The organism is Streptomyces sp. NPDC057253 (assembly GCF_042669125.1).
In the GTDB taxonomy this organism is placed as follows: Bacteria; Actinomycetota; Actinomycetes; order Streptomycetales; family Streptomycetaceae; genus Streptomyces.
Map to the genome: position 1 here is coordinate 115,183 of NZ_JBHUXV010000006.1, position 19,891 is coordinate 135,073.

Annotated in this window: 18 protein-coding genes; 8 read left to right on the forward strand and 10 right to left on the reverse strand. The window is 66.5% G+C overall.

All coding sequences use genetic code 11. The features are described 5' to 3' along the window. Positions 1-204 precede the first annotated feature (204 nt). Positions 205-522 (forward strand): carbamoyltransferase C-terminal domain-containing protein, encoded by a 318-nt coding sequence (locus ACFULQ_RS05180; RefSeq protein ID WP_383538360.1) that lies wholly within the window; start codon positions 205-207, stop codon positions 520-522. Here ACFULQ_RS05180 and ACFULQ_RS05185 read toward each other — a convergent pair. The 3 genes from ACFULQ_RS05185 to ACFULQ_RS05195 all read right to left on the reverse strand — a co-directional run bounded on the left by ACFULQ_RS05185 (position 519) and on the right by ACFULQ_RS05195 (position 4,881). Continuing rightward, positions 519-1,628, reverse strand: coding sequence for a glycosyltransferase family 4 protein (locus ACFULQ_RS05185; protein ID WP_383538361.1), 1,110 nt, complete (start codon positions 1,626-1,628; stop codon positions 519-521). The genes ACFULQ_RS05180 and ACFULQ_RS05185 overlap by 4 nt on opposite strands. Positions 1,629-2,284: 656 nt before the next feature. Continuing rightward, entirely contained in the window at positions 2,285-3,580 is a 1,296-nt protein-coding gene (locus ACFULQ_RS05190; RefSeq protein ID WP_383538364.1) for a hypothetical protein, read from the reverse strand. A 50-nt stretch (positions 3,581-3,630) separates the two neighbouring features. After that, positions 3,631-4,881, reverse strand: a complete 1,251-nt coding sequence (locus ACFULQ_RS05195) for a nucleotide sugar dehydrogenase (protein ID WP_383538366.1) — start codon at positions 4,879-4,881, stop codon at positions 3,631-3,633. A 66-nt stretch (positions 4,882-4,947) separates the two neighbouring features. Here ACFULQ_RS05195 and ACFULQ_RS05200 point away from each other — a divergent pair, with 66 nt between their 5' ends. Further along, positions 4,948-5,721 carry a glycosyltransferase family 2 protein gene (locus ACFULQ_RS05200; RefSeq protein ID WP_383538368.1) on the forward strand — a complete coding sequence of 258 codons (774 nt, stop codon included), beginning with the start codon at positions 4,948-4,950 and terminating at the stop codon, positions 5,719-5,721. Positions 5,722-5,843: 122 nt separating this feature from the next. On the opposite strand, the gene ACFULQ_RS05205 is transcribed toward ACFULQ_RS05200, so the two are convergent. After that, on the reverse strand, positions 5,844-6,767 hold the full coding sequence (locus ACFULQ_RS05205) for a TauD/TfdA family dioxygenase (RefSeq protein WP_383538371.1): 924 nt from the start codon (positions 6,765-6,767) through the stop codon (positions 5,844-5,846). Between the two features lie 230 nt (positions 6,768-6,997). Between ACFULQ_RS05205 and ACFULQ_RS05210 the strand changes: the two genes are divergently transcribed. Then, the gene (locus ACFULQ_RS05210; RefSeq protein ID WP_383538373.1) at positions 6,998-7,492 is read left to right on the forward strand and encodes a hypothetical protein; all 495 of its coding nucleotides are present in this window, start codon (positions 6,998-7,000) and stop codon (positions 7,490-7,492) included. Between the two features lie 96 nt (positions 7,493-7,588). Here ACFULQ_RS05210 and ACFULQ_RS05215 read toward each other — a convergent pair whose 3' ends face one another. Then, a complete protein-coding gene (locus ACFULQ_RS05215; protein ID WP_383538375.1) occupies positions 7,589-8,080 on the reverse strand; it encodes a LexA family protein in 492 nt (163 codons plus the stop codon). Positions 8,081-8,313: 233 nt separating this feature from the next. On the opposite strand from ACFULQ_RS05215, the gene ACFULQ_RS05220 reads away from it, so the two are divergent. Continuing rightward, a complete protein-coding gene (locus tag ACFULQ_RS05220; protein WP_383538377.1) occupies positions 8,314-9,558 on the forward strand; it encodes an IS110 family transposase in 1,245 nt (414 codons plus the stop codon). 17 nt (positions 9,559-9,575) lie between these two features. Here ACFULQ_RS05220 and ACFULQ_RS05225 read toward each other — a convergent pair whose 3' ends face one another. From ACFULQ_RS05225 to ACFULQ_RS05245, 5 genes are all read right to left on the reverse strand, one after another. Continuing rightward, positions 9,576-9,740 carry a hypothetical protein gene (locus ACFULQ_RS05225; protein ID WP_383538380.1) on the reverse strand — a complete coding sequence of 55 codons (165 nt, stop codon included), beginning with the start codon at positions 9,738-9,740 and terminating at the stop codon, positions 9,576-9,578. A gap of 195 nt (positions 9,741-9,935) precedes the next feature. Continuing rightward, on the reverse strand, positions 9,936-11,330 hold the full coding sequence (locus tag ACFULQ_RS05230) for a glutamine synthetase family protein (RefSeq protein ID WP_383538381.1): 1,395 nt from the start codon (positions 11,328-11,330) through the stop codon (positions 9,936-9,938). After that, positions 11,327-12,751, reverse strand: coding sequence for an amino acid permease (locus tag ACFULQ_RS05235; protein ID WP_383538469.1), 1,425 nt, complete (start codon positions 12,749-12,751; stop codon positions 11,327-11,329). Before ACFULQ_RS05235 ends, ACFULQ_RS05230 begins: the two co-directional genes overlap by 4 nt. Positions 12,752-12,941: 190 nt before the next feature. Continuing rightward, entirely contained in the window at positions 12,942-13,934 is a 993-nt protein-coding gene (locus tag ACFULQ_RS05240; RefSeq protein WP_383538384.1) for a hypothetical protein, read from the reverse strand. A gap of 499 nt (positions 13,935-14,433) precedes the next feature. Continuing rightward, entirely contained in the window at positions 14,434-14,952 is a 519-nt protein-coding gene (locus tag ACFULQ_RS05245; RefSeq protein ID WP_383538386.1) for an ATP-binding protein, read from the reverse strand. Positions 14,953-15,110: 158 nt separating this feature from the next. Here ACFULQ_RS05245 and ACFULQ_RS05250 point away from each other — a divergent pair, with 158 nt between their 5' ends. The 4 genes from ACFULQ_RS05250 to ACFULQ_RS05265 all read left to right on the forward strand — a co-directional run bounded on the left by ACFULQ_RS05250 (position 15,111) and on the right by ACFULQ_RS05265 (position 19,869). Continuing rightward, positions 15,111-16,367: an XRE family transcriptional regulator gene (locus tag ACFULQ_RS05250; protein WP_383538387.1), complete on the forward strand. Its 1,257-nt coding sequence runs from the start codon at positions 15,111-15,113 to the stop codon at positions 16,365-16,367. Beyond that, positions 16,352-16,894 (forward strand): GNAT family N-acetyltransferase, encoded by a 543-nt coding sequence (locus tag ACFULQ_RS05255; protein WP_383538390.1) that lies wholly within the window; start codon positions 16,352-16,354, stop codon positions 16,892-16,894. The genes ACFULQ_RS05250 and ACFULQ_RS05255 overlap by 16 nt, the downstream gene beginning before the upstream one ends. Positions 16,895-16,971: 77 nt before the next feature. Then, positions 16,972-17,700, forward strand: a complete 729-nt coding sequence (locus tag ACFULQ_RS05260) for a prepilin peptidase (protein ID WP_383538472.1) — start codon at positions 16,972-16,974, stop codon at positions 17,698-17,700. A gap of 303 nt (positions 17,701-18,003) precedes the next feature. Then, complete coding sequence (locus ACFULQ_RS05265) at positions 18,004-19,869, forward strand: DUF2637 domain-containing protein (RefSeq protein WP_383538392.1); 1,866 nt, start codon at positions 18,004-18,006, stop codon at positions 19,867-19,869. Positions 19,870-19,891: the final 22 nt, after the last annotated feature.

Below are 19,891 nucleotides of genomic sequence, written 5' to 3' on the forward strand. Positions count from 1 at the left end.
CCACATTTCTCATCCAGGCACAGCCACCATGGCGGTGAACCGCCCGTCCCGCGTGCCCTGAGCACAGGCCCTCCGGACGCCTCCCGCCGGCGCACGCACCCGCCGGTCCGCGATCCGGCTCCGGTCTGGTCGAACGCCGCCGTACTCCCTTCACGTGGCCGCGCGAGAGCGACATCGCCCGTACGGCAGCCCAGATGATCCCCGATGGGAAGATCATTGGCTGGTTCCAGGGCGGCAGTGAGCTCGGGCCCCGTGCGCTGGGCCGCGCGGATCCTCGCCGATCCCCGCACCCGCGACAGTTCACCCGCGTACGGAGCACTGATCGCGCACATCTACCAGCTCACCGGCGTGCCCGTTGTCCTGAACACCAGCTACAACGACCGCGAGCCCATCGTCGAGATTCCCGCACGCCCTCGTCACGTTCCAGGCCTGCGACCTGGATACCTTCCTCTCATTGGCAGCAGTCTCATTCGCTGGATACGCCTCGGGAAGGCGGCTCATGATCGCGTTTCGAGTTTTTAGGAGGTAACGCGGAGCGTCAGCTCACGAAGCTGACGGCCGGTAGTAGTGATGTCGTATCGGCGCGCGTTATCGAGAGCCGCCTTCGTCAGGGCCTTGCGCCAACGGAAGTCCCGGCCCAGCTTGTCTAGGGCCACGGCCAGCGAGCACGGATCGCCAGGAGTATAGGGAACGCCACCGCTGCCGAGGATTTCCCTAACACCAGGAAGATTGGAGTAGGCAACAGCAAGCCCATGGGCTTGAGCCTCTATTAGGACGAGCCCGAAAGCTTCCAGACCCCTGGTCGTGAAGACGAAGGCGTCGAAGTCCGGCAGGCGACGGAACACTTCGGCGCGGGGCAGGAAAGGATCAAAGTGAACCCGGTCCCGGAGCCCAAGTTCAATAGCCCGCCGTTCCAGATACTCCCGTAGGGTTCCTTCGCCGATCACGGTCAAATGATGCGGCAGATCAGTTAAGGCGAGGGCTTCGACCGCGGTGATCGTGGATTTGTTGTCGTCCAGGCGACCGACGTGCACCAACGAAAGCGGTCCGGCTTCGGTAGGCGGTTGATCGCGTACCCGGGCAGCGCTCAAAGGGATGCCCCACGGGATGACGGTGAGTCGATCGGTGAATCGGCGTCCAGTAAGACGGTCGATGCGGTCGGCGAGGGCGGAGGTCGGAGCCACGATCGCGGCGCTTGCGGCCGCAACTTCATTGAGGCCCTCGCGTTCCGACGTGCTGCGCTCGGCAACCATCACCTCGGGGCCGTGGGCGATAGCGATGATCGGGATGTTGCCAGCAGTTCGCGTGAAGGCCAGGCTGAGGGCGAACCCGAGGTACTGGGCGTGAATGACATCTGGCTGGATCTTCTGGACGAGCGCACCGACCTCACGGGTCAACTCGTCAACGTAGGGGTCGAAGTCGGGGCTGTGGGGACGTTTCGTTGTGGAGAGGATGGCCAGCTGATCAAATGCGTCCTTCCAAGCCGGAATGACCGGTTCCCTGCCCAGGAAGGTCGTGTGGATTTCCGGCATAGCGCTGTAAAGGTCGTTGACGAGGATCATGCCCCCGGACGAAGGCGCGGAGGGGCGGTTGATGCCGGTCAGGATGTTGAGGAGCTTGGCGGTCATGCAGATACTCCGTTCACGGATAGCCATTGGCCGGGAAGCGACGGTCGGTTCCAGGGACTAGTCGACTCGGGCACCCGCCAGCTGTCGGGGGCGCGGGGCCTAACTGAGCAGATACGCGGCCTCGCCGCCGTCCCGGGCCGACAACAGCCGCTTGAACTGTGTGTACCGCTGCTCGCTCAGTGTGTTCTGCCACCCCGTCAGGGACCGCACATCGAACTCCGTGTGCTCCTACCACTCGAGCACGATCTAGTCGAGCTGCTTAGGCGACCCGCTGGCCTCCATCGAAGATGAGACCGAGCATGTTGATGGGCCAGGCCGAGCGCGACAACTGGAAGCGCGGGGCGAGCAGCTGCGGTCTTCCCTCGAACGAGATCGCCGTTCCTTCGTTGGCCTCGCAGGCAGCGTCTCAAATGGAAACTCTCCCTTCTCGGCGCTGCCACCCGGAAACTGGCACACCTTCGGTTGACCAGCTGTACGCAATATCAGGGGTCGGTCATGCTCGTCGGTGAAGAACAACGCCGCCTACATCGCGCATCGCGGCAGGGACGCTACGAACTCCTCTGCCGGCAGAATTTCCTGACTCCTTGTGTACCTACTCGTATTTCATTGAGCATAAGATGAGTTCTTCCCGCCACGTGGACGATTTCCACGACGGTCTACATCTCGCGGTGGCGTGGAGGGGCCCACCACGACGCCAGGTGCGGTGTGAGGACGGCCGCAACCTCCTCAGTCGGGTGTAGATAGCCCTTCCCGTCCGGCTCTGCTGTCCACACCTTGACTGTTGAGCTGGGGTAGGCGGGATTGATTCCAATCTCTCCCTTGGGGAGGATTCCGTTGAATGGCGTGGGTATTCCCTCACTATTCCAGTAGTCCCATGCCTCAAGTGCCTTGGCTTTCTCGAAGAAGTGGTACAACTGCCGGTAGCGGGGCAGGTAGCGGATCTCGCGGAAGACCATCTGGCCGATCAGTCCAGGTGCGGCTTTTCGGAGCGTGGCGAGATCGGCGCCCTGGAAGGTGACCGATGCTGCGTCCTGGGACGGGTGCAGCGCGGTCCGTGCGAACAGGTGGGACAGTCGTCTCCGGACGTAGTCGGCGGCTCCGGGGCCGAGAGCCGGTTCCAGGCCTTGGACGATCTGGACGAGCCGGTGATGGCGTGGATTGAAACGGGCCAGGTCAAACAACTGGTCCATGCTGTCCACGGCGGCGAAGGCTAGTCGTTTGTAGAGCCAGGTGTTGAGCTCGCCCGCCTGGGCATGTGTTTTGGTCTCCGGCGTGGTGGAGCGGAGCATCAGGTATTCGGACAGGACCTCGAAGTACAGATAACCGAGAAACGGCACGTGGGCCACTGCCTCGGATAACTGGTCGATGAACTGGGGGGCAGGAGTGGCATGGCCAGCGGCGTTGTGCAGGGCAAGGTCGAGGAACGCGGCGGCCGCGTGCAGGCCGGCCAGCACGGCGCGGTCGAGCTGGTCGTTCTCGGCCCGGGTGAGGAAGCTCTGGTAGCGCAGGTAGATACGCAGGTGGATGGCGCCGAGATGCAGGTAGTCCACGCCCTTGGGCCGGATCGGGGCATCCGGCGTGACCTCGAGGACCATGGGCGTAGTGGAGGGCTTCGTCCGCATCAGGTAGGCGCCGAGGTTGTGGGGGCGCAGTCCCCCGCGCTGGCTGGTGAGAGGTGAGCAGTACAGGGCTCCGACCAGGCATCCGGTGGAGACGTGCAGCTCCCTGCTGGCGCGGATGGCGTCGATGTCCTTGGTGGTGTGCAGCAGGTACATCGGCTTTCCGCTGATGAGAGCCTCGGTCATGGCGTTGTGCCGTATCAGCCAGCCGTTGGGGGTTGAGTGTTCCAGGTAATGGCGCCAGTCACTCTCGCTTTCGGTCAGGGAAGTAGGAATGTGACGTTGCGCGGGACTGGTGTAGTCCGTATGGGCGTGTTCCCATTCGTCGCGCAAGAGAACTCCCGTGGATGGAGGGTGGGCGAAGTCGGAGGGATTATGCGAGGTTAAAGAGTGTCGACGTTCGGCCCGGAAAGGCGGTTTCGGCAGTCGAGAACATAGGTTGCGCATTTCTCGATCATCTTGAGGTCGAACCGCGGGTGGTCCATGAGAAGAACCACCGCGTCAGCGGCCTGCATCTCGTCCGGGGTAGCAGCGACCAGGGGCACTCTCAGCTCGGCGGCCTCGCCGTCCTTGATGTTGGGTTCGGTGCCACGGACATCGGCACCGAGATCGCTGAGAAGTTCGGCGATTCGTGCCGAAGGGGAGTTGCGAAGGTCGGTGGCGTTGTACTTGTAGGTCATGCCAAGCAGCAGAATCCGAGATCCGCTGACGGGCATGCCGCGCTTATTGAGTGCTTCCACGAGACGCCGGACGACGTAGTCGGGCATGTGCCGGTTCACGTCGGCGGCGAGTTCTGCGAACCGGAATGGGACGCCAAGCTCCTGCTGGGCCTTCCACGAGAGGAACATCGGGTCAACGGGCAGGCAGTGCCCGCCGACCCCCGGGCCCGGGGTGAACCGGGTGAATCCGAAGGGCTTGGTCGCCGCGGCGTCGATCGCCTCCCAGACGTCTACGCCAAGGGAGGCAGCCAGCATCGCCATCTCGTTGATCATGGAGATGTTGACGAACCGGAAGGTGTTCTCCAGCAGTTTGGCCAGCTCGGCGACCTTGGTTCCGGACACCGCTACCGTGGTCTGGAAGATGCCGTCGTAGAAGCCCTTGATCACATCGAGTGATTTGGCGTCGATTCCGGACACTAATTTCGGGGTCCCGCCGAATGACCACCGCTTGTTTCCGATCCGCTCGGGGCTGAATCCGGCCAGGAAGTCCACCCCGGCCTTGAGGCCCGACACCTCTTCCAGGATCGGTACCAGCAGCTCCTCAGTGGTGCCAGGATAGGTTGTGGATTCCAGGACGACCGTCGTGTCGGGGCGCAGGTGCGCGCCCAGGCTCCGTGCGCAGGACTTGATGTAGGTCAGGTCAGGCGCGTCGTCCCGCAACGGGGTCTGCACGGTGATCACCGCGATGTCGAAGCCCGCCAGCGCGTCGGAGTCGGAGGTTGCTGAGTAGGCCCCCGAGTCCAGCACCGCGCGCAGCCGCGCGTGATCCACGTCCCGCACGTAGGACTGGCCGGCGGCGAGCTGCTGGACGCGGTCCGTGTTCACGTCGTAGCCGACGACACGGTGACCCACTTCTGCGGCGCGCACGGCGAGGGGAAGCCCGACGTAGCCCTGACCTGCGACAACTATCTGCATGGCAGCTCCTACTCGATTGCGATGCTTGAATGGACCGTCATTCCTGGTCTGGCAAGGAGAAGTGCTGTGCCCCTGGTGTCGGTCGTGATGCCCGTGTACAACTCGGCAGCCACCCTCGGCGCGGCCGTCCGATCGGTACTCACCCAGACCCACAGTGACGTGGAGCTGCTGGTCACCGACGACCAGTCCTCCGACGGCTCCATGGATCTGCTTCGCGAGATCGCCCAGCAGGACGAGCGCGTCCTGCCGGAGCTGGCACCTGAACGGGGCGGTGCGGGCCGGGCCCGCAACCTGGCGATTCAGCGGGCCCGCGGGGACTACATCGCCTTCCTCGACAGCGATGACATGTGGCTTCCGGAGAAGACCGAGAAGCAACTCGCCTTCGCCGCTGAGGGGGATGCGCCGCTGACGTTCACCTCGTACTTCAAGATGGACGCCGACTACGACGGCGAGAGCACCGACTGGGTCCCGAACGGGCGGGTGGTCCGTGCACGGGCGCACGTGGACTACCGCGCGATGCTGGTCCGCGACTACATCGGTGCCCTCACCGCCATGTACGACCGCAATGCCCTGGGCACGAGGCTGATGCCGGAGATGCGCAAGCGCCAGGATTACGCCCTCTGGCTGTCGATCATGCGGGACGGTGCTGAGGCCCGAGGTCTGGATGAGCCGCTTGCTGTGTACAGGGCCCACCAGGCGGGATCGCTGTCCTCCAACAAGCTGTCGCTCGTGCAGTACAACTGGGCCTTGTACCGCGAGCACGAGCGTCTGTCGGTCCTGCGGGCGACGCGGGCGCTGGCAGGCGCCGTGTGGCAGTCGCTGAGCAACTCGCGCATCTAGATCCGCGCCCGGGTTCGGGCAGCCCCGGTGCGCGGCCGATTCCGGGGGCGCCCGACCGGCCGCCGCCCCGTGGCCGTGCCGCGTGTTCGGAGGCTGGCTCCGGAGAGGCACTCGGCAGATGGTCACTGGTAGCGCTGGCTGACTACGCTGGCCGAACCATCGCTGGCCGGCGCGCGCAGGAACAGCTGGAGGAGTAGCCGCCGGTCGGAGACCGGGATGGACTCCTGACCGCTGTGGAGCGCCTCCCGACCGTGCAGGAAACGGCGCTGGTTCACGATGAGGTAGTCCCCGGACTGGAGCATGAAGGAGACCTGACCCCGGACGAGTTGCTCAGCGAGCTCCCTGGCGGCGCCGGCGTGCGACTGGCTGAGCTCGGACCTCTCCAGCATCTTGGCGGTGAACCGGACGAACCCGTCACCCGGGTCGGCGCTGTCCAGGATCGGGAACGGCTTGCGCTCCTCGCCCACGCCGAACAGGTCGAAGAAGGTCCCGTATTGGTAGGCCGACTCGGCCAGTAGGGCGCGGCTGTCCTCCGGCAGGCGCGTCACCGCCGCGTGGGCGTCGGAGAGGATGCTCAGGCCGCCGCCGAGCGAGTCAGGGCGAACGCACAGGAGCGTAGCGAAGTCCGGGGGCAAAGTCCCGTTCACGAGGTCCATGTGGAACGCGTTGTACCCGATGCCACTGGACTTGCCGGGGTCCTTATCGACCTTGACCCCGATGTCCTTCCACAAGGGCCACCGCGGGAAGGGCGAGAAGGGAATCGCCACCTCGGCCGCAAAGCCCGTTACCAACCGCAGGAACCGGCCGTCGTCGCCCCCCAGCGCCTTGGCAAGGTTCCCCAGGCGCAGCACCGCGTATCCGCCGCCCTCTCCAGTCAACGCATGGCGCAGGGTCGCGGCAGTCTCGTCGAATCGCGGGGCGGCCGTCAACTCGGTCCGGTACTCGTTCAGGGTGATCTTCGCCAGGAACGGTCCGTCCAGCTCCCATGGCGGGAGAGGAAGGTCGATCAGAGCGGCTTCGAGTTCGTTCGGGACGTCGATGAACACGTGGGAGCTTCCTTCACTCTTGGGGGTTTCGAGGCGTCGTTCTGGTGCTGCTGTCGTCCGGGTGCTGAAGGCGGTCCGATGAATTGGGGCGCTCCCGCGTGGAGGGCGGTGGAGGTGGAGGATTGTGGTCCGTCCGCGCCGGGATGCGGCCCGCCCTGGAGCCATCTGCCCCCGACACAGTGGGAATCGAGACAGGGGACACCATCTCCGTTCGAGGGGCGCTGCACGGGATGCCCGACGAGCATCTCGACATCTCCGCTAGCCAGCGTGCGCGGCGCCGCGTGGGTGCGCCAGGCCGTGAACGGCGTCATGTGCTCGTCCAGTTCGGCTGGGCGCATCCATCGCGCGCCATTGATGCTGTCGCCGAACACGAACTGCGTGTCCTCGCGATGACCACGCAGTCGAAGGAAATTGACCCCCTCCTTCGACAGAGCGCCGGATGGTGCTGCTCGGGCATGTGGTGCACGGCCAGTGAGCGGCCCCGGCTCGAGCGTGGTGCCGAGCTTCGTGCTGAGGTTGCGGACCGGGCCGTGGAGGATCGGTTCGTTCCCGTTCACGTAGCCGCCTGGTCGATCCAGGGTCATTGTTCCTCGCTCCGGAGGCAGTTCGTCGCTTTCTCCGTTATCAGTACTGCGCCAGCGGAGTTGCGGATGATGCCCAGCGCGCTCATGCGGCGCGGGTTGGTGGAGTGGTCACGTTCGGTCTGCACAGCGCTTCTCCTCTGAGTGGATCTCGGAGGCGGGGGAGATGGAATCCGGGACCGGGTGGGGGCAAGGGGGCAGCCGGGCACGGGGCTGATGCGGTGCTGGACGGGGGCTGGCCTAGGAGGGATGAGCGCTGCCCACGGGGTGGGTGACGGCGGTGACCTGGCCGAAGACGCCTGCGCGGGGGTTGGCGCCGTTGGCCAGGTTCAGGTGTTGCACAGTCAGCAGGGCTCCGGCTTTCAGGGCGCGGCTGAGGGCGGGCGAGAGGGCAACGCGGAGGATGACAGGGGACTCGGGTTCCTGGTCTTCGCCGGTGGTGAGGGCGGGGCAGCCCACGTGGCGCAGGGGCGGGAGGGGTGGGGTTTCTTGGGCGTTTACGATCTCGTACGTCCGGGTCTTCTTCGGCTCGTAGCGGATCACGCCGGCCGCTTTGAGCTGTTGGAGGTGGTGTCGCACGCTGGGCGGTTGCAGCCCGACGTTCGCACCGATCTCCCGCAGGGTGGGCGCGTAGCCCCGCAGTTGGAGGGCGTCGCGGATGAAGTGGTAGATCCGCCACTGCATCTCGGTCAGCGCGTTGGTTCGCGGGGCGCTGTCGGCGTGGGTGGTCACTGGTGGACCCTTTCTTCTGCGGGCACCAGCTGGGTGCTCGTGGTTGGATGCCGGTGAGAGCCGGGGTGACGGCCCTGGGTGGTCGCTTTGCGAGAGCCCGTATGACACTGCCGCCCCCGGCTCTTCCGGAGCTGTCGACCGGCAACAGAGGGACGCGCCGCAGAGCGCCAGTCAGTGACCGCCCGGGGACCAGCTCCGTCACCGGCCTGTCGCCGACAGGCACGAGGAGAGCTGTGGCACTGCCCGAGAGCACGTACTACGTCGGAATCGACTGGGGCTCGACCGAGCACGCGGTGTGTGTGCTGACCGAAGCCGGCCGCGTGAAGAGCGAGTTCGCCATCACCCACACCGCCGTCGGGTTCGCCGATCTGGCCCTGCGCCTGGCCAGGCTCGCGACCGCCGAGGACATACCGGTGGCGATCGAGCGGCCCGATGGGCGTCTGGTCGACCTGCTGCTGGAGGCCGGGCATCCGGTGGTGCCGGTGAAGTCCAACGCCATCAAGGCGTGGCGGGACGCCGAGGTGCTCTCCGGCGCGAAGTCCGACCCGGGTGACGCGATGGTGATCGCCGAGTACCTGCGGCTGCGGCACCACAAGCTCAGCGCGGCCCGCCCGTTCTCGTCGCAGACCAAGGCCCTTCGCACCGTGGTCCGCACCCGCGACGACGTGGTGCGGCTGCGGGTGATGGCCACCAACATGCTCTCCGCGCTGCTGGACGCCTTCTGGCCCGGCGCCAAGTCGCTGTTCGCCGACGTCGAGTCGCCGATCGCGCTGGACTTCCTCACCCGCTACCCGACCCCGGCCTCCGCCGCCGCACTCGGTGACAAACGCATGGCCGCGTTCTGCGTCAAGCACTCCTACTGCGGCCGTCGCAGCCCCGCCGACCTGGTCACACGCCTGCGTTCGGCCCCGGCCGGTGTCACCGGCGAAGCCGGGAGCGAAGCAGGCCAAGACGCCGTCACCGCCCTGGTCACCGTGCTGCGGACGCTCGGGGCGGTGAAGAAGGACCTGGACCGGTCCGTCGCCGCCCACCTGGGCCAGCACCCCGACGGGCGGATCTTCACCTCGCTGCCGCGGGCCGGGCAGGTCAACGCCGCCCAGATCCTGGCCGAGTGGGGCGACTCCCGCACCGCCTACGACGGACCTGACGCCGTCGCGGCCTTGGCCGGCGTCGCTCCGGTCACCAAGGCATCCGGACGCATGCGCGGCGTGTCCTACCGGTGGGCCTGCATCAAACGCCTCCGCCAGGCGGTGACCACGTTCGCGGACAACAGCCGCCACGAAAGCGCATGGGCGGCGGACATCTACCAACGGGCCCGGGGCCGGGGAATGGACCATCCGCACGCCGTCCGCGTTCTGGCCCGTGCCTGGATCCGCGTGATCCACCGCTGCTGGCTCAGCCACGAGCCCTACCAGCCCGACCGACATGGAGGACTGCAACGTCTCACAACCCCACCACCACTCGCTCAAGCGGTGTGAGGTTGACACAGGGGGTGTCATGCGGTGTCACCGTCCGGGATGAAGGCCGTGCAGCCGTCGGCGTCGTAGACGGCGAGCGAGTCCCATTGGTCAGTTTTGAAACTGAACCTGACTGCTTGCTGGGTCAGGTCGAGCAACAGGTTCAGCACGACGTTGAGCACGGTGAAGCGGGTCTGGGTCACTGAAGATCCTGTCCAGAAGGCATTGGCCTGATCGGCTTCTTGGGCCCCCGTCCCCCGGGGCCACCGTCTTGTCCCGGGGAACGAGGGCGTTCGGCACGCCCCGTCGCCGAGCGGGGAGTTGTTCTCGACGACGGGGCCGGGGACCCGCGCACGGCAGTGGCTACGACGGGGCTGCCGCACGCGGGGGTCGAGGGGTCAGGCCGTGGCGAACTCTCGCCGCAGGTCGAAGTCGTTCACGGCCATCCGGTGCGCGGCGATCTCGTGGCGGGCGGCGTTGATGTAGTGCGCTACGCCGGCAGCGGTGAGCAGGTCGGACGGGGGGAGGGGGCTGGTCTGGAGCGCGGCGAGCGCCTCCTCCAGCGAGCCGGGTACTGGCGTGGCCCCGGCCCAGTCGAAGGCGTTGCCAATACACGGTCGGGGCGGTTCGAGTTTGTGGTCGAGGCCGTACTGCACAGCAGCAAGGACCGCGGCAAGCGCGAGGTAAGGGTTGGCGTTGGCGCCAGGCAGGCGGACCTCTAGGTGGAGGTTGTCGCCGTGGCCGACGACCCGCACGGCGCAGGTGCGGTTGTCGCGGCCCCAGGTGAAGTTCACCGGGGCGAAGGTGCCGGGGACCAGCCGCTTGTAGGAGTTGGGCGTGGGCGCGTACATCAGTGCCAGGTGGGGCAGGACATCGAGCAGCCCGGCGATGGCGTAGCGGGTCAACTCCGGCATCTTTCCGTCAGTTTCGGCGAACAGGGGGATGCCGTCGCCGGTCAGGGAGAGGTGGATGTGGCAGCCGCTGCCGACGCCGGTCATGGGCGCGGCCATGAACGTCGGCGCCATGCCTAGGCCCTCTGCGATTGTCCGAGCCGCGTGCTTGAAGAGCAGGTGGGTGTCAGCTGCGGCCATGGGATCGCCGTAGGGGAACGTGACCTCGATCTGCCCGGGGGCGCCCTCGGTTTTGATTGCCTCGATCGGCCGCCCCACCCCGGCGAGGCACTCCTCCAGGTCCTCGACGTACCGGCGCATTGCCCGAGGATGATTGAGGGCGTAGTCCAGGTTGCCCCCAGTCAGCGGCTGTATCCCACGGTGGCCGGCCTCCTCGGCGTCGGTGTTGCCGTCGTGGCAGAGCACGAACTCGGTCTCCAGCCCGACCTGGGCGATGATGCCCCGGTGGGCGAGGCGGGTGAGCTGCTGCCACAGAATCTGCCGGGGAGCCACACCGACCGGCTGTCCGTCGTGACCGATCGCGTCGGCGAAGACCAGGGCGCTGCGCGGCATCCATGCCAGTTGGTAGACGGCCTCCGGGTCGGGGAGTAATCCCATGTCGCCGTAGCCGGTGTCGAAGGAGGCCAGCGCGAATCCGTCCAGCGGGCGCATGTCGACGTCGGTGGCGAGGACGTATGCGCACATCTCGGCGCCGCCAGCCGCTATGTGGTCGAGGAAATGGGTGGCGCCGATGCGCTTTCCCTTCAACCGGCCCTGCATGTCGGGCACAGCTAATAGGACCGTGGTCACGGTGCCGCGCTCCACCAGCTGCCGTAGGCCCTCGAAACCGTGCACAGCGTGCCGCCGCCCGGTGTTTGCTGAGGTGTTGGGTGTCTGATTCATACGACGTTCTCCGCCATGTCGTCGCGCTCGGCCGCGGTGCCGTAGGCGGGTATGCCGTAGCTTCGCCGGCCGCGGGTTGACCACAGAACGGCGGCGAGAGCCAGTACCGCCAGCAGGGCGAGGGGGGCGTAGTTGAAAGTGTCTGCGGTGACCGGGCTGACTGCGGGGAGGCAGAACAGGACGGTCACGAAGCCGACCCACATCACGGCGAGCCAGCCGATCGGCTTGCTCCAACGGCCCAAGTGCCAGGGGCCTGGCGTGAAGCGTCTGCCGGCTCGGAGCCGCAGGTAGACGGGGATGGCGTAGGCGGGGGTGATGCCGATGACGTTGATCGAGGTGATCGCGGTGTACGCGGTGACGGAGTACAGCGAGGGCAGAGCGAGGATGAAGGGCACGGCGACCGACAGCCACACGGCCGCAATGGGGGTCTTGGTCCGGGCGCTCAGCCGTCGCCAGGTGCGGTGGAACGGCAGAGCGCCGTCGCGGGAGAAGGCGAACACCATGCGGCTGGCCGACGCCAAACCGGCATTCGCGCAGAACAGTTGCGCCATGATGACGACCAGAAGCAGGACCTTGGCGGCACTCGGGCCGAGCGCGTCGATGAGGATCTGGGCGGGCGGAACTCCGGTCGCACTGCCCACGGTGCCGGCGTAGTCCTGGATCGCGAACAGCAGCCCGGCCAGCAGGACGAAGCCCACCACCCACGACCAGAAGATCGAGCGGACGATCCCCCGGGCGGCGCTGATCTGGGCGTGCTTGGTCTCCTCGCTCAGGTGCGCTGAGGCGTCGTAGCCGCTGAAGGTGTACTGCGCCAGCAACAGCCCGAGCAGACCGACGTAGAGAGGGTTGCTCCACCCGGTGCCGTTGGAGAACTCCCCGAACACGAACTGGGGGGCTTGGTGATGGGAGGGCACCCAGACCAGCGCTCCCACGATCACTGCGACGCCGGCGAGGTGCCACCACACGCTGATCGAGTTGAGTATGGACACCAGGCGCACGCCGAACAGGTTGAGGGTGGCCAGCAGCAAGAGGATGGTGGCGAAGATCCCTAACGTCCGCTCCGGGGTGGGGGTGATGCCCCACTGGAGGTTGAGCCACGCTCCGGTGAACAGGGCGGTGCCGTAGCAGCCGCCGGCCATCCCGCCGAGCAGGCCGAGCAGGTTGAACCAGCCGGTGACGTAGCCCCAGCGCGGTCCGCCCAGCTTGCTGGCCATGAAGTAGAGGGCCCCGGAGACCGGGTAGGCCGAGGTGACCTCGGCCAGTGCCGCGCCGACCGCCAGCACCATCAGGCCCACGAGGGCCCAGCCCCACAGCATGACGGCCGGTCCACCCGTGGTGAGCCCGAACCCGAACAGGGTCATGCACCCGGACAGGACACTGATGATGGAAAAGCTCAATGCGAAGTTACCGAACGGGCCCATGCGGCGGGCCAGTTCGGGCTGATAGCCCAGGCGCCGCAGCGTCGCCTCGTCGTTCAAGGAGTGACGGGCAGTTCTCGGGGAAGACAACGCAGTTACCTCCGAAGCAAGGGGTGAAGGGGTCGGGACACTGCGGCGTGCAAGGCACGACATCGGGCAGTAGGCGGGGCCCGGCAGGCGCAGCGTGGGCCCGTCATCGGCGTCTCCCCACATGGAGCGGCCCAGTTTCCGGATCCCGCACGTAACGGCTGCGAGCCCGCTCGAACTCCTCCAGCCACCGCTCCGGCGCGTCAGCGACGTACTTCCACGGCACCGGCGTGACGAAAGGCCCGATCGCCTCAAAGACCGCATCAGCCCCCACGCCTAACCCACCCGAATGCAGCGCCTGCGCCAGATGGTTCAAGTCCAGCGGCGACCACGACCTGGCATCGGCCTGCGGAAACCACCAGGCCAGCGCGCGCAGCGTGTAATGGGAGACCGGATCCCTCGTCCAGTACAGGGGCGTGAGCTGGCCCTTGGCCCGTTGGCTTCCGTAGTACTCCGCGTGGAGATACAGCGGCAGCAGGACGAGCGGTGACCCTGCTGGCGCCCAGGTCGACACCCAGCGCACGAAGTCGTAAGCGTTCGCCCCGTAGGCCTGCATCGCCTGCAGCATGCGATGCCACGCCTCGCGATTGCCCGGATCACGCTCCTGGACCTCGCGAAGCAAACCCCACGGCCCGTACGGCAGCATGTACTCCCAGGCCTGCACCCGGTGTTCGGGCCGACGCTGGTACACGTCAGGAGAGTCCACCTGCGCTAACGCCAGTAAGCCCACCCATGGCACGGGGTCGGCAGGCCAGCTTCGCGCCGCCTCCCAGCACGCCCTCCGCGCACGATCAGCCAGCGACCCCACGCCCCGCTGTCCGGCACGCTGGGCGTTCAGTGCTCGCTCGACCAACACACGCGCCCGCATCATCACCGCGTTGACGTGTGGATCCTCCTGCAACCACGCCTCGACGGCGTCTCCATGGGCCGCTGCCGCCGCCAGGACCTGGCTTCGTGAAGTCCGTAATCCCCACGTGGCGCAGGTCTCCAGCAGGGCTTTCATCGACCGCCATCGCCCCGCCCGCACGTCGTCCAGCACGACGCGCAGCGCACTGTCGAAGCCAGCCGGGTGGAATGCGGGCTGAAAGGTGCCACTCATGGACACACCCCATGCCCATGGGCGTGTGGCGCAGCCCCCTCCGCCTCAACCGTGCGCCGCCTCAAGGTGAGGAAAAACAGCGGGTCGGGGCTGGTGTTCAGTGTTTGGATTGGGGTCATCAGGGCCTCAGAGGTATGGGGAAAGCTCGCTGCTATGGGGGCGCGGCGGGTTGGACGAGGGCAAGGCAGCCCGGCAGACGCCCAGGAGTGCGCTGCCGTGCGACGGGCGAGCGGTGGTCCACGCGGGGCTTCAGGCAGGCTTGATCAAGGCGTGACAGACCTTTCCGTACCCACGGGGCATAGCGATCTTGGCTCCGAGCTGACGCGGTCCACGGGCCGCAGAGCTGCTCGCCTTCAACCGACTCCAATGTCATCGCTTCCTCGACTTCGGGGAAGTCGGCGCGCGCCTCGAGCACCGGCCGCGCCTCAATGTTCACGGGAGCAGGTAGGACTGGCTGAGGTACGGCTGGATCAGGTGTGTGCGTCGCTGGCCGCCGTGTTCACAAGACGGCTGGTTGAGGTGCGTGATGACGCTGCGAGGGTCGGCGTGGGGGGGCGTCGGCCGTGTCCCCGCGCAGCCCGTCGCCCCCGCCCTGTCCATGCGGCGGGTATACCGGCAATTCGCCCCACACCTCCTTGCCCAAGCGATACATGTCCGTTCCCCAGCGCTCGCAGAGAGCGTCGACCAGGAGCAGGCCCCGGCCGCTGGTGAGGAGTTCGGCTCCCGGCTTGTTCATTTCTGGCAGCATGCGGGCGTTGTCGACCACCCCGATCCGTACGAACCGTGGGTTGGAGCGGGAGGCGACGACCCTGATATAGCAGGAGTTGGTGTGCTGAACCGCGTTGGCCACCAACTCGGTCACGACGAGAACTCCTGAGTCCGTCAGGTGCTCCATCTCCCACGCATTGAGCGTCGCGCGTACGAGCTGCCGGGCGATCTCGGCGCTCTCCTCCAGACCGGGGAGGATCGCGGAGAACTCCGGACTCCGGGCGGGGTAGGGCTGCGCTGGCACGATCATCTGAACCTCAGGGGGGTCGGTGTACGACGGCCTTCCACCAGTCAACGGCCCTGGACGCCATGCGAGGAGGAAAAGCCGGCCGCGTATGCATCGCGTACTACCGGAAATTTCCGGGTGCCCAGGCCTTCTGACGGTGACTCAGTGGCTACCGTGGAGGTGTGGAAGGGAACGTGAGCCTCACCGCTGCCATGGCCGAGCTGGGCTTCACCCAGGCCGAGTTGGCCGAGAAGGTCAACGGCTTGCTGCGTTCTCGCGGATGCGACGGAACGGTCAGTGACCGAACTGTCCGGAATTGGGTGACCGGAAAAACCAAGTGGCCCCACCTCCGCCAGCGGGAAGCCTTAGAGGCAGTATTCGGGTGTACGGCCGAGGAGCTGGGCTTCCACCCGCCTGCGGCACGCTCCATCACCGATCCGGAGTCACCTGTGAGGCGCAGGACCTTTTTCTCCGCTACCACCGGAACCGCAGTCTCCGTCGTGGCGGCCGATTCTCGACCCATGAGGGTGGGTTCTTCCGATGTGATCCGGCTCAGAAGCGGTTTGGACGCACTCATGGCCTTGGATGACAGCCGAGGAGGTCATGAGGGACTAGAGCGTGCGGCGTTGGCCGGCGCAGACGAAGCCCTCGGAAAGCTCGCCCAGGCGGCCTCGCAGCGCGTCCGTCAGCGCTTGTTCTCCCTAGCCGCCGACTACACGGCAACGGCCGCCTGGTCAGCCCTCGATGCCCGTAGACTCGATCAGACTCAGCAGCATCTCGACCGTGCCCTGTACCTGGCCGGAATGGCCAAGGACCCAATGGTGGAGATGAGGGTCTGGAACTCCTACGCGATGCTCGCCCATCAGCGGCGCGAGTACACACAAGCAGTGGACGCCGGATATGCGGCCCAGGCAACAGCCATCACCCGTCGGAATCCGCTGTTCTCGTCCCTCGCGCACGCTCGTATTGCCATCGCCTATTCCAACCTCGGTGACGAGCAGGCCGCTATCCGCTCCCTGGAGTACGCCAAGGAGGCCCTGGGAAAGGCGTCTACCGACGAGCCCCGGCCGAGCTGGATGGCCTTCTACGGGGATGCTGAACTCTCCGCCATGGCGGCTATCGTGAAGGACCGGATCGGGCGGCCTGCGGACGCTGAGGCCGAGTCTCACCGGGCGCTCGGGACGATTCCGCAGCAGTTCCGCCGGAACCGTGCTCTGGCCATCACGCGGCTTGCTCTGGCTCAGCTCCACCAGCGGGACGTCGACCAGGCGTGCGACTCCGCGTCCAAGGTGTTCGATCTCATGGCGGGATACCCGCTCCCCGGCCGCATGCGGACGCTCCTCGGTGACTTCCACCGCGATTTGATCACCCTTGCGCCGGACGCCGGGGTCGCACGAGAGTGGGGAGACCGCTTCCGAGCCGAATGGAGTCGATCTTGAGTGCCGCTGATCTGGTTGTCCGCCGTTACTCCCATGACGACCTCCCGAAGATCCGCCAGACGCTGATCGACGTACATGCCAATGCCTACGCAGATGCGATGGATGACGAGTTCAACCAGCGCTTCCCGTGGTTCGTAGACAACTGGGGCGGCAACCCGGCCTTCGACTGCGTGATCGCGTACGACGGTGATCAGGCGGCGGCCTTCGCTTACGGCGCCCCGGCGACGCCGGGGCGCGAGTGGTGGCGCGAGCACGTGCACCCCGCACCGGAGAAGCACCAGACCTTCGCCTACTCGGAGCTGGCCGTCCGGACGCAGTACCGGAAGATGGGCGTGGCCGAACTGGTTAGCCGGGCCCTGCTCGAGAACCGAGACGATGACTTGGTGGTCCTCCTCGTCGACACCGACCACCCCAAAGTGCAGCAGATGTATGAGTCCTGGGGTTTCCGGAAGGTCGGGGAGCGTCAGCCGTTTGCGGACTCTCCGGTGTACGCCGTCATGCTTGCTGAACTGCCCTTGGGTTTCTGAGTGTCGGTTACCTTGACCGTCTTGTCGAAGTTGAGAGCGTGCAGGACGGGGCTGAGCTTAAGCTCCCTTCGGTGGAGATGTCGTGGATCACCGTGGCGGCCGTCCTGTGGGGTGCTGGCACAGGCTTGCTAGTACCGCGCGTTGTGTACCGGCTCTCTGTGCCGTGGGGAGAGGCGTCGCGGACTGCGTGTCCGGCAGGACACCCTTTGGAGGGGATCAGGTCGGGGTGGCTGGGGCTGGCTCATTGCACTGACGGGGACAGGTTCGGGCCCAGTACATCCGTCATCTCCGCGGGGGTCGCCATGGTCTGTGGTGTGCTGGCCGTGGCCACTGGGGCCCGTCCCGAGTTGGTCGTGTGGCTGTTGCTCGTGCCAATTGCGGTGGTGCTCGCCATCGTCGACGTGGCGGTGCACCGGCTACCCGACGTCGTCATGTTGCCGTTCGTGGCATGCGCGCTCGTCGGCCTGGGAGGTGCCGCGCTGATGCCCGGCGCCAGCGGCAGTTGGCGGACTGCGTTAATGGGTTCTCTCACGCTCGGCGCCTGTTACCTGGTGTTATTCCTGATCAACCCGGGGGGTTTCGGGTTCGGCGATGTGAAGCTCGCTCTTGCTCTCGGGGCTGTCCTCGGGTGGTACGGATGGGGGGTCTGGCTAATCGGAACGTTCGCCGGGTATCTGTTCGGCGCTTTGTTCGGCATCGTTCTCATTCTCGTGCGACGTGCCGGTCGCAATGCGTCGATCCCATTTGGCCCGTTTCTCCTGACTGGCGCTTTTGTCGGGATCCTCTTGGGTTCTTGCACCGTGTGAGCGTGCGAATCGGACGGATCGCGGGCTGGGCGGCGACTCAGAGGAGTTGGAGTGGCGTACGCCGCGCGCGCATGGCTGGGGGCTGGGGGAGTCGGTCGTCGATGAGGCGACTCACTCCGTTGCAACGGGCCAGGTGTGCGCTGAGTGGCCGCCGCAGCGCGTTCGGGTTGCTGAGATCGAGGCTGCTGGTGGCACGGTAGATGAGGAACACGCCCTCCGTCTTGTTCCTATACCCCACAACGGGCTTTCACGTGGCAGTGTGAGAGCTGCTCAGTTGAGAGAAGGAACGAGGGGAGCGGGACGATGGCCGCGGGGAGGGGCGGGTTAGCCGAGCTGACCCGGGCGCATCGGGTTCTCATCGGCGTCGTCGTGTTCGGGGCCGCGATCATCGCTGGCATCGGCTTCGCGGGGTCATACGCTGCTGTGCGTGAGCTGGCACTGAAGAAGGGCTTCGGAAGCTTCAGTTATGTGTATCCGATCGGCATCGACGCCGGCATCTGTGTTCTGCTCGCCCTGGACTTGCTCCTGACCTGGATCCGCATCCCCTTCCCGCTGCTCCGACAGACGGCCTGGCTCCTGACAGCGGCCACGATCGCCTTCAACGGCGCGGCGGCGTGGCCCGACCCGCTGGGCGTGGGCATGCATGCGGTGATCCCGGTGCTGTTCGTAGTCGCCGTCGAAGCGGCCCGCCACGCGATCGGCCGCATCGCCGAAATTACGGCCGACAAGCACATGGAGGGCGTCCGCCTCACCCGCTGGCTCCTCTCCCCGATTCCGACCTTTCTACTGTGGCGCCGCATGAAGCTGTGGGAGCTGCGCTCGTACGAGCAGGTAATTAAGCTCGAACAGGAACGCCTCGTCTATCAGGCAAGCCTCCACTCCCGCTTCGGCCGCGCCTGGCGCCGCAAGGCCCCGGTGGAGGCACTGACGCCGCTCCGCCTGGCCCGCTACGGCGTTCCCCTCGCCGAGACGGCCCCGGCCGGGCTGGCCGCCGCTGGCATCGACGAGCCGCCGGTTCAGTTCACCGTCGAGCGGGCCCCGATTCCGACACAGCGGCAGAGCCCCGAATTCGAGGCCGGGATCGGCCAGGAGCAGGAACCCACGAATGCGGGCGGCGGGGAGCTCCAGATGATGGGACAGACGAGAGCCGCGCACCCCGAGAAGACGCACGACCTTGGAGATACTGGGAACGCCCCGCACTTCGCCAACGCCTACCAGGAGTGGGTGGTGGCCTTTGGATTCGAGCCCACGAGTGCGCAGTTCGCTCTCTGGCTCCAAGACCAGTACGGCATCGCTACAGCGGCCGGTGGGCCGCTGTCCGAGGAGCAACTCGAACCCCTGCTGACGCTCTTCAAGGAGCGTTACGCGCCCTCCGCCGATCTTGAGACAGATCCTCAGGACGCTCTGCACGGCGCGGGCGACGGCTGGGGCGACTACTTTTACAACGCCTGGCTCGCGTACGCGCAGGAGCACGGTGTCTACCCCAATGCCGCCGCCCTCGCCACGTACGTCTACGGACGGGACCAGATCACAGGCGGAAACGGTCAGCCCATCACGGCGGAAGACCTGGAGGGATTCGTCGCCATCTTCCGCCGGCGCGAGTTCGACGAGACGGAACCGGCCTCCGGTGACCAAGAGATCGCCGACTCCGTTGAGCCCCTCCTCAACGCTGACGAGCCCGAGCAGGCTCCGGTCGGTGCCGGCGCCCAACCGGCCAAGGAGCATCGGCCCTCGCGTGTGAGTGCCGCCATCGACACCCCGCGGTCAGGGCCGGAAGACTCAGCGGGGCCGCGAGCGGCCCTCACCACGGTCGATCGCTACTACCAGGCATGGATGGAGTACCAGACCGAGCACGGCGAGGAGCCGACGGCTGAGCAGCTCTCGCCCTATCTCGCGCAAAAGGACATGCACGGCCGGGGCGGCAAACCGGTCAGCCCTGCCACTCTGCGCCGGTACTTCCTGCCGTTCCGCGTCTACAACGTCTGGGCCGAGCACCGGCTGCGCAACGACCAGCCGGAGGCGGACGCCGTCGCGCAGGACTGCGCAGCCCGAGGCATCACAGCCCAGTACAATAAGCCCGTCACCACCGGCTACATCACCGAGAACACCATCGACTTCGAGCGCCGTCGGCAGGCCCTCCTACGCCATCACGCCGACGCACAACAGTAGGGCCAGCCACGGTGCACCGTTG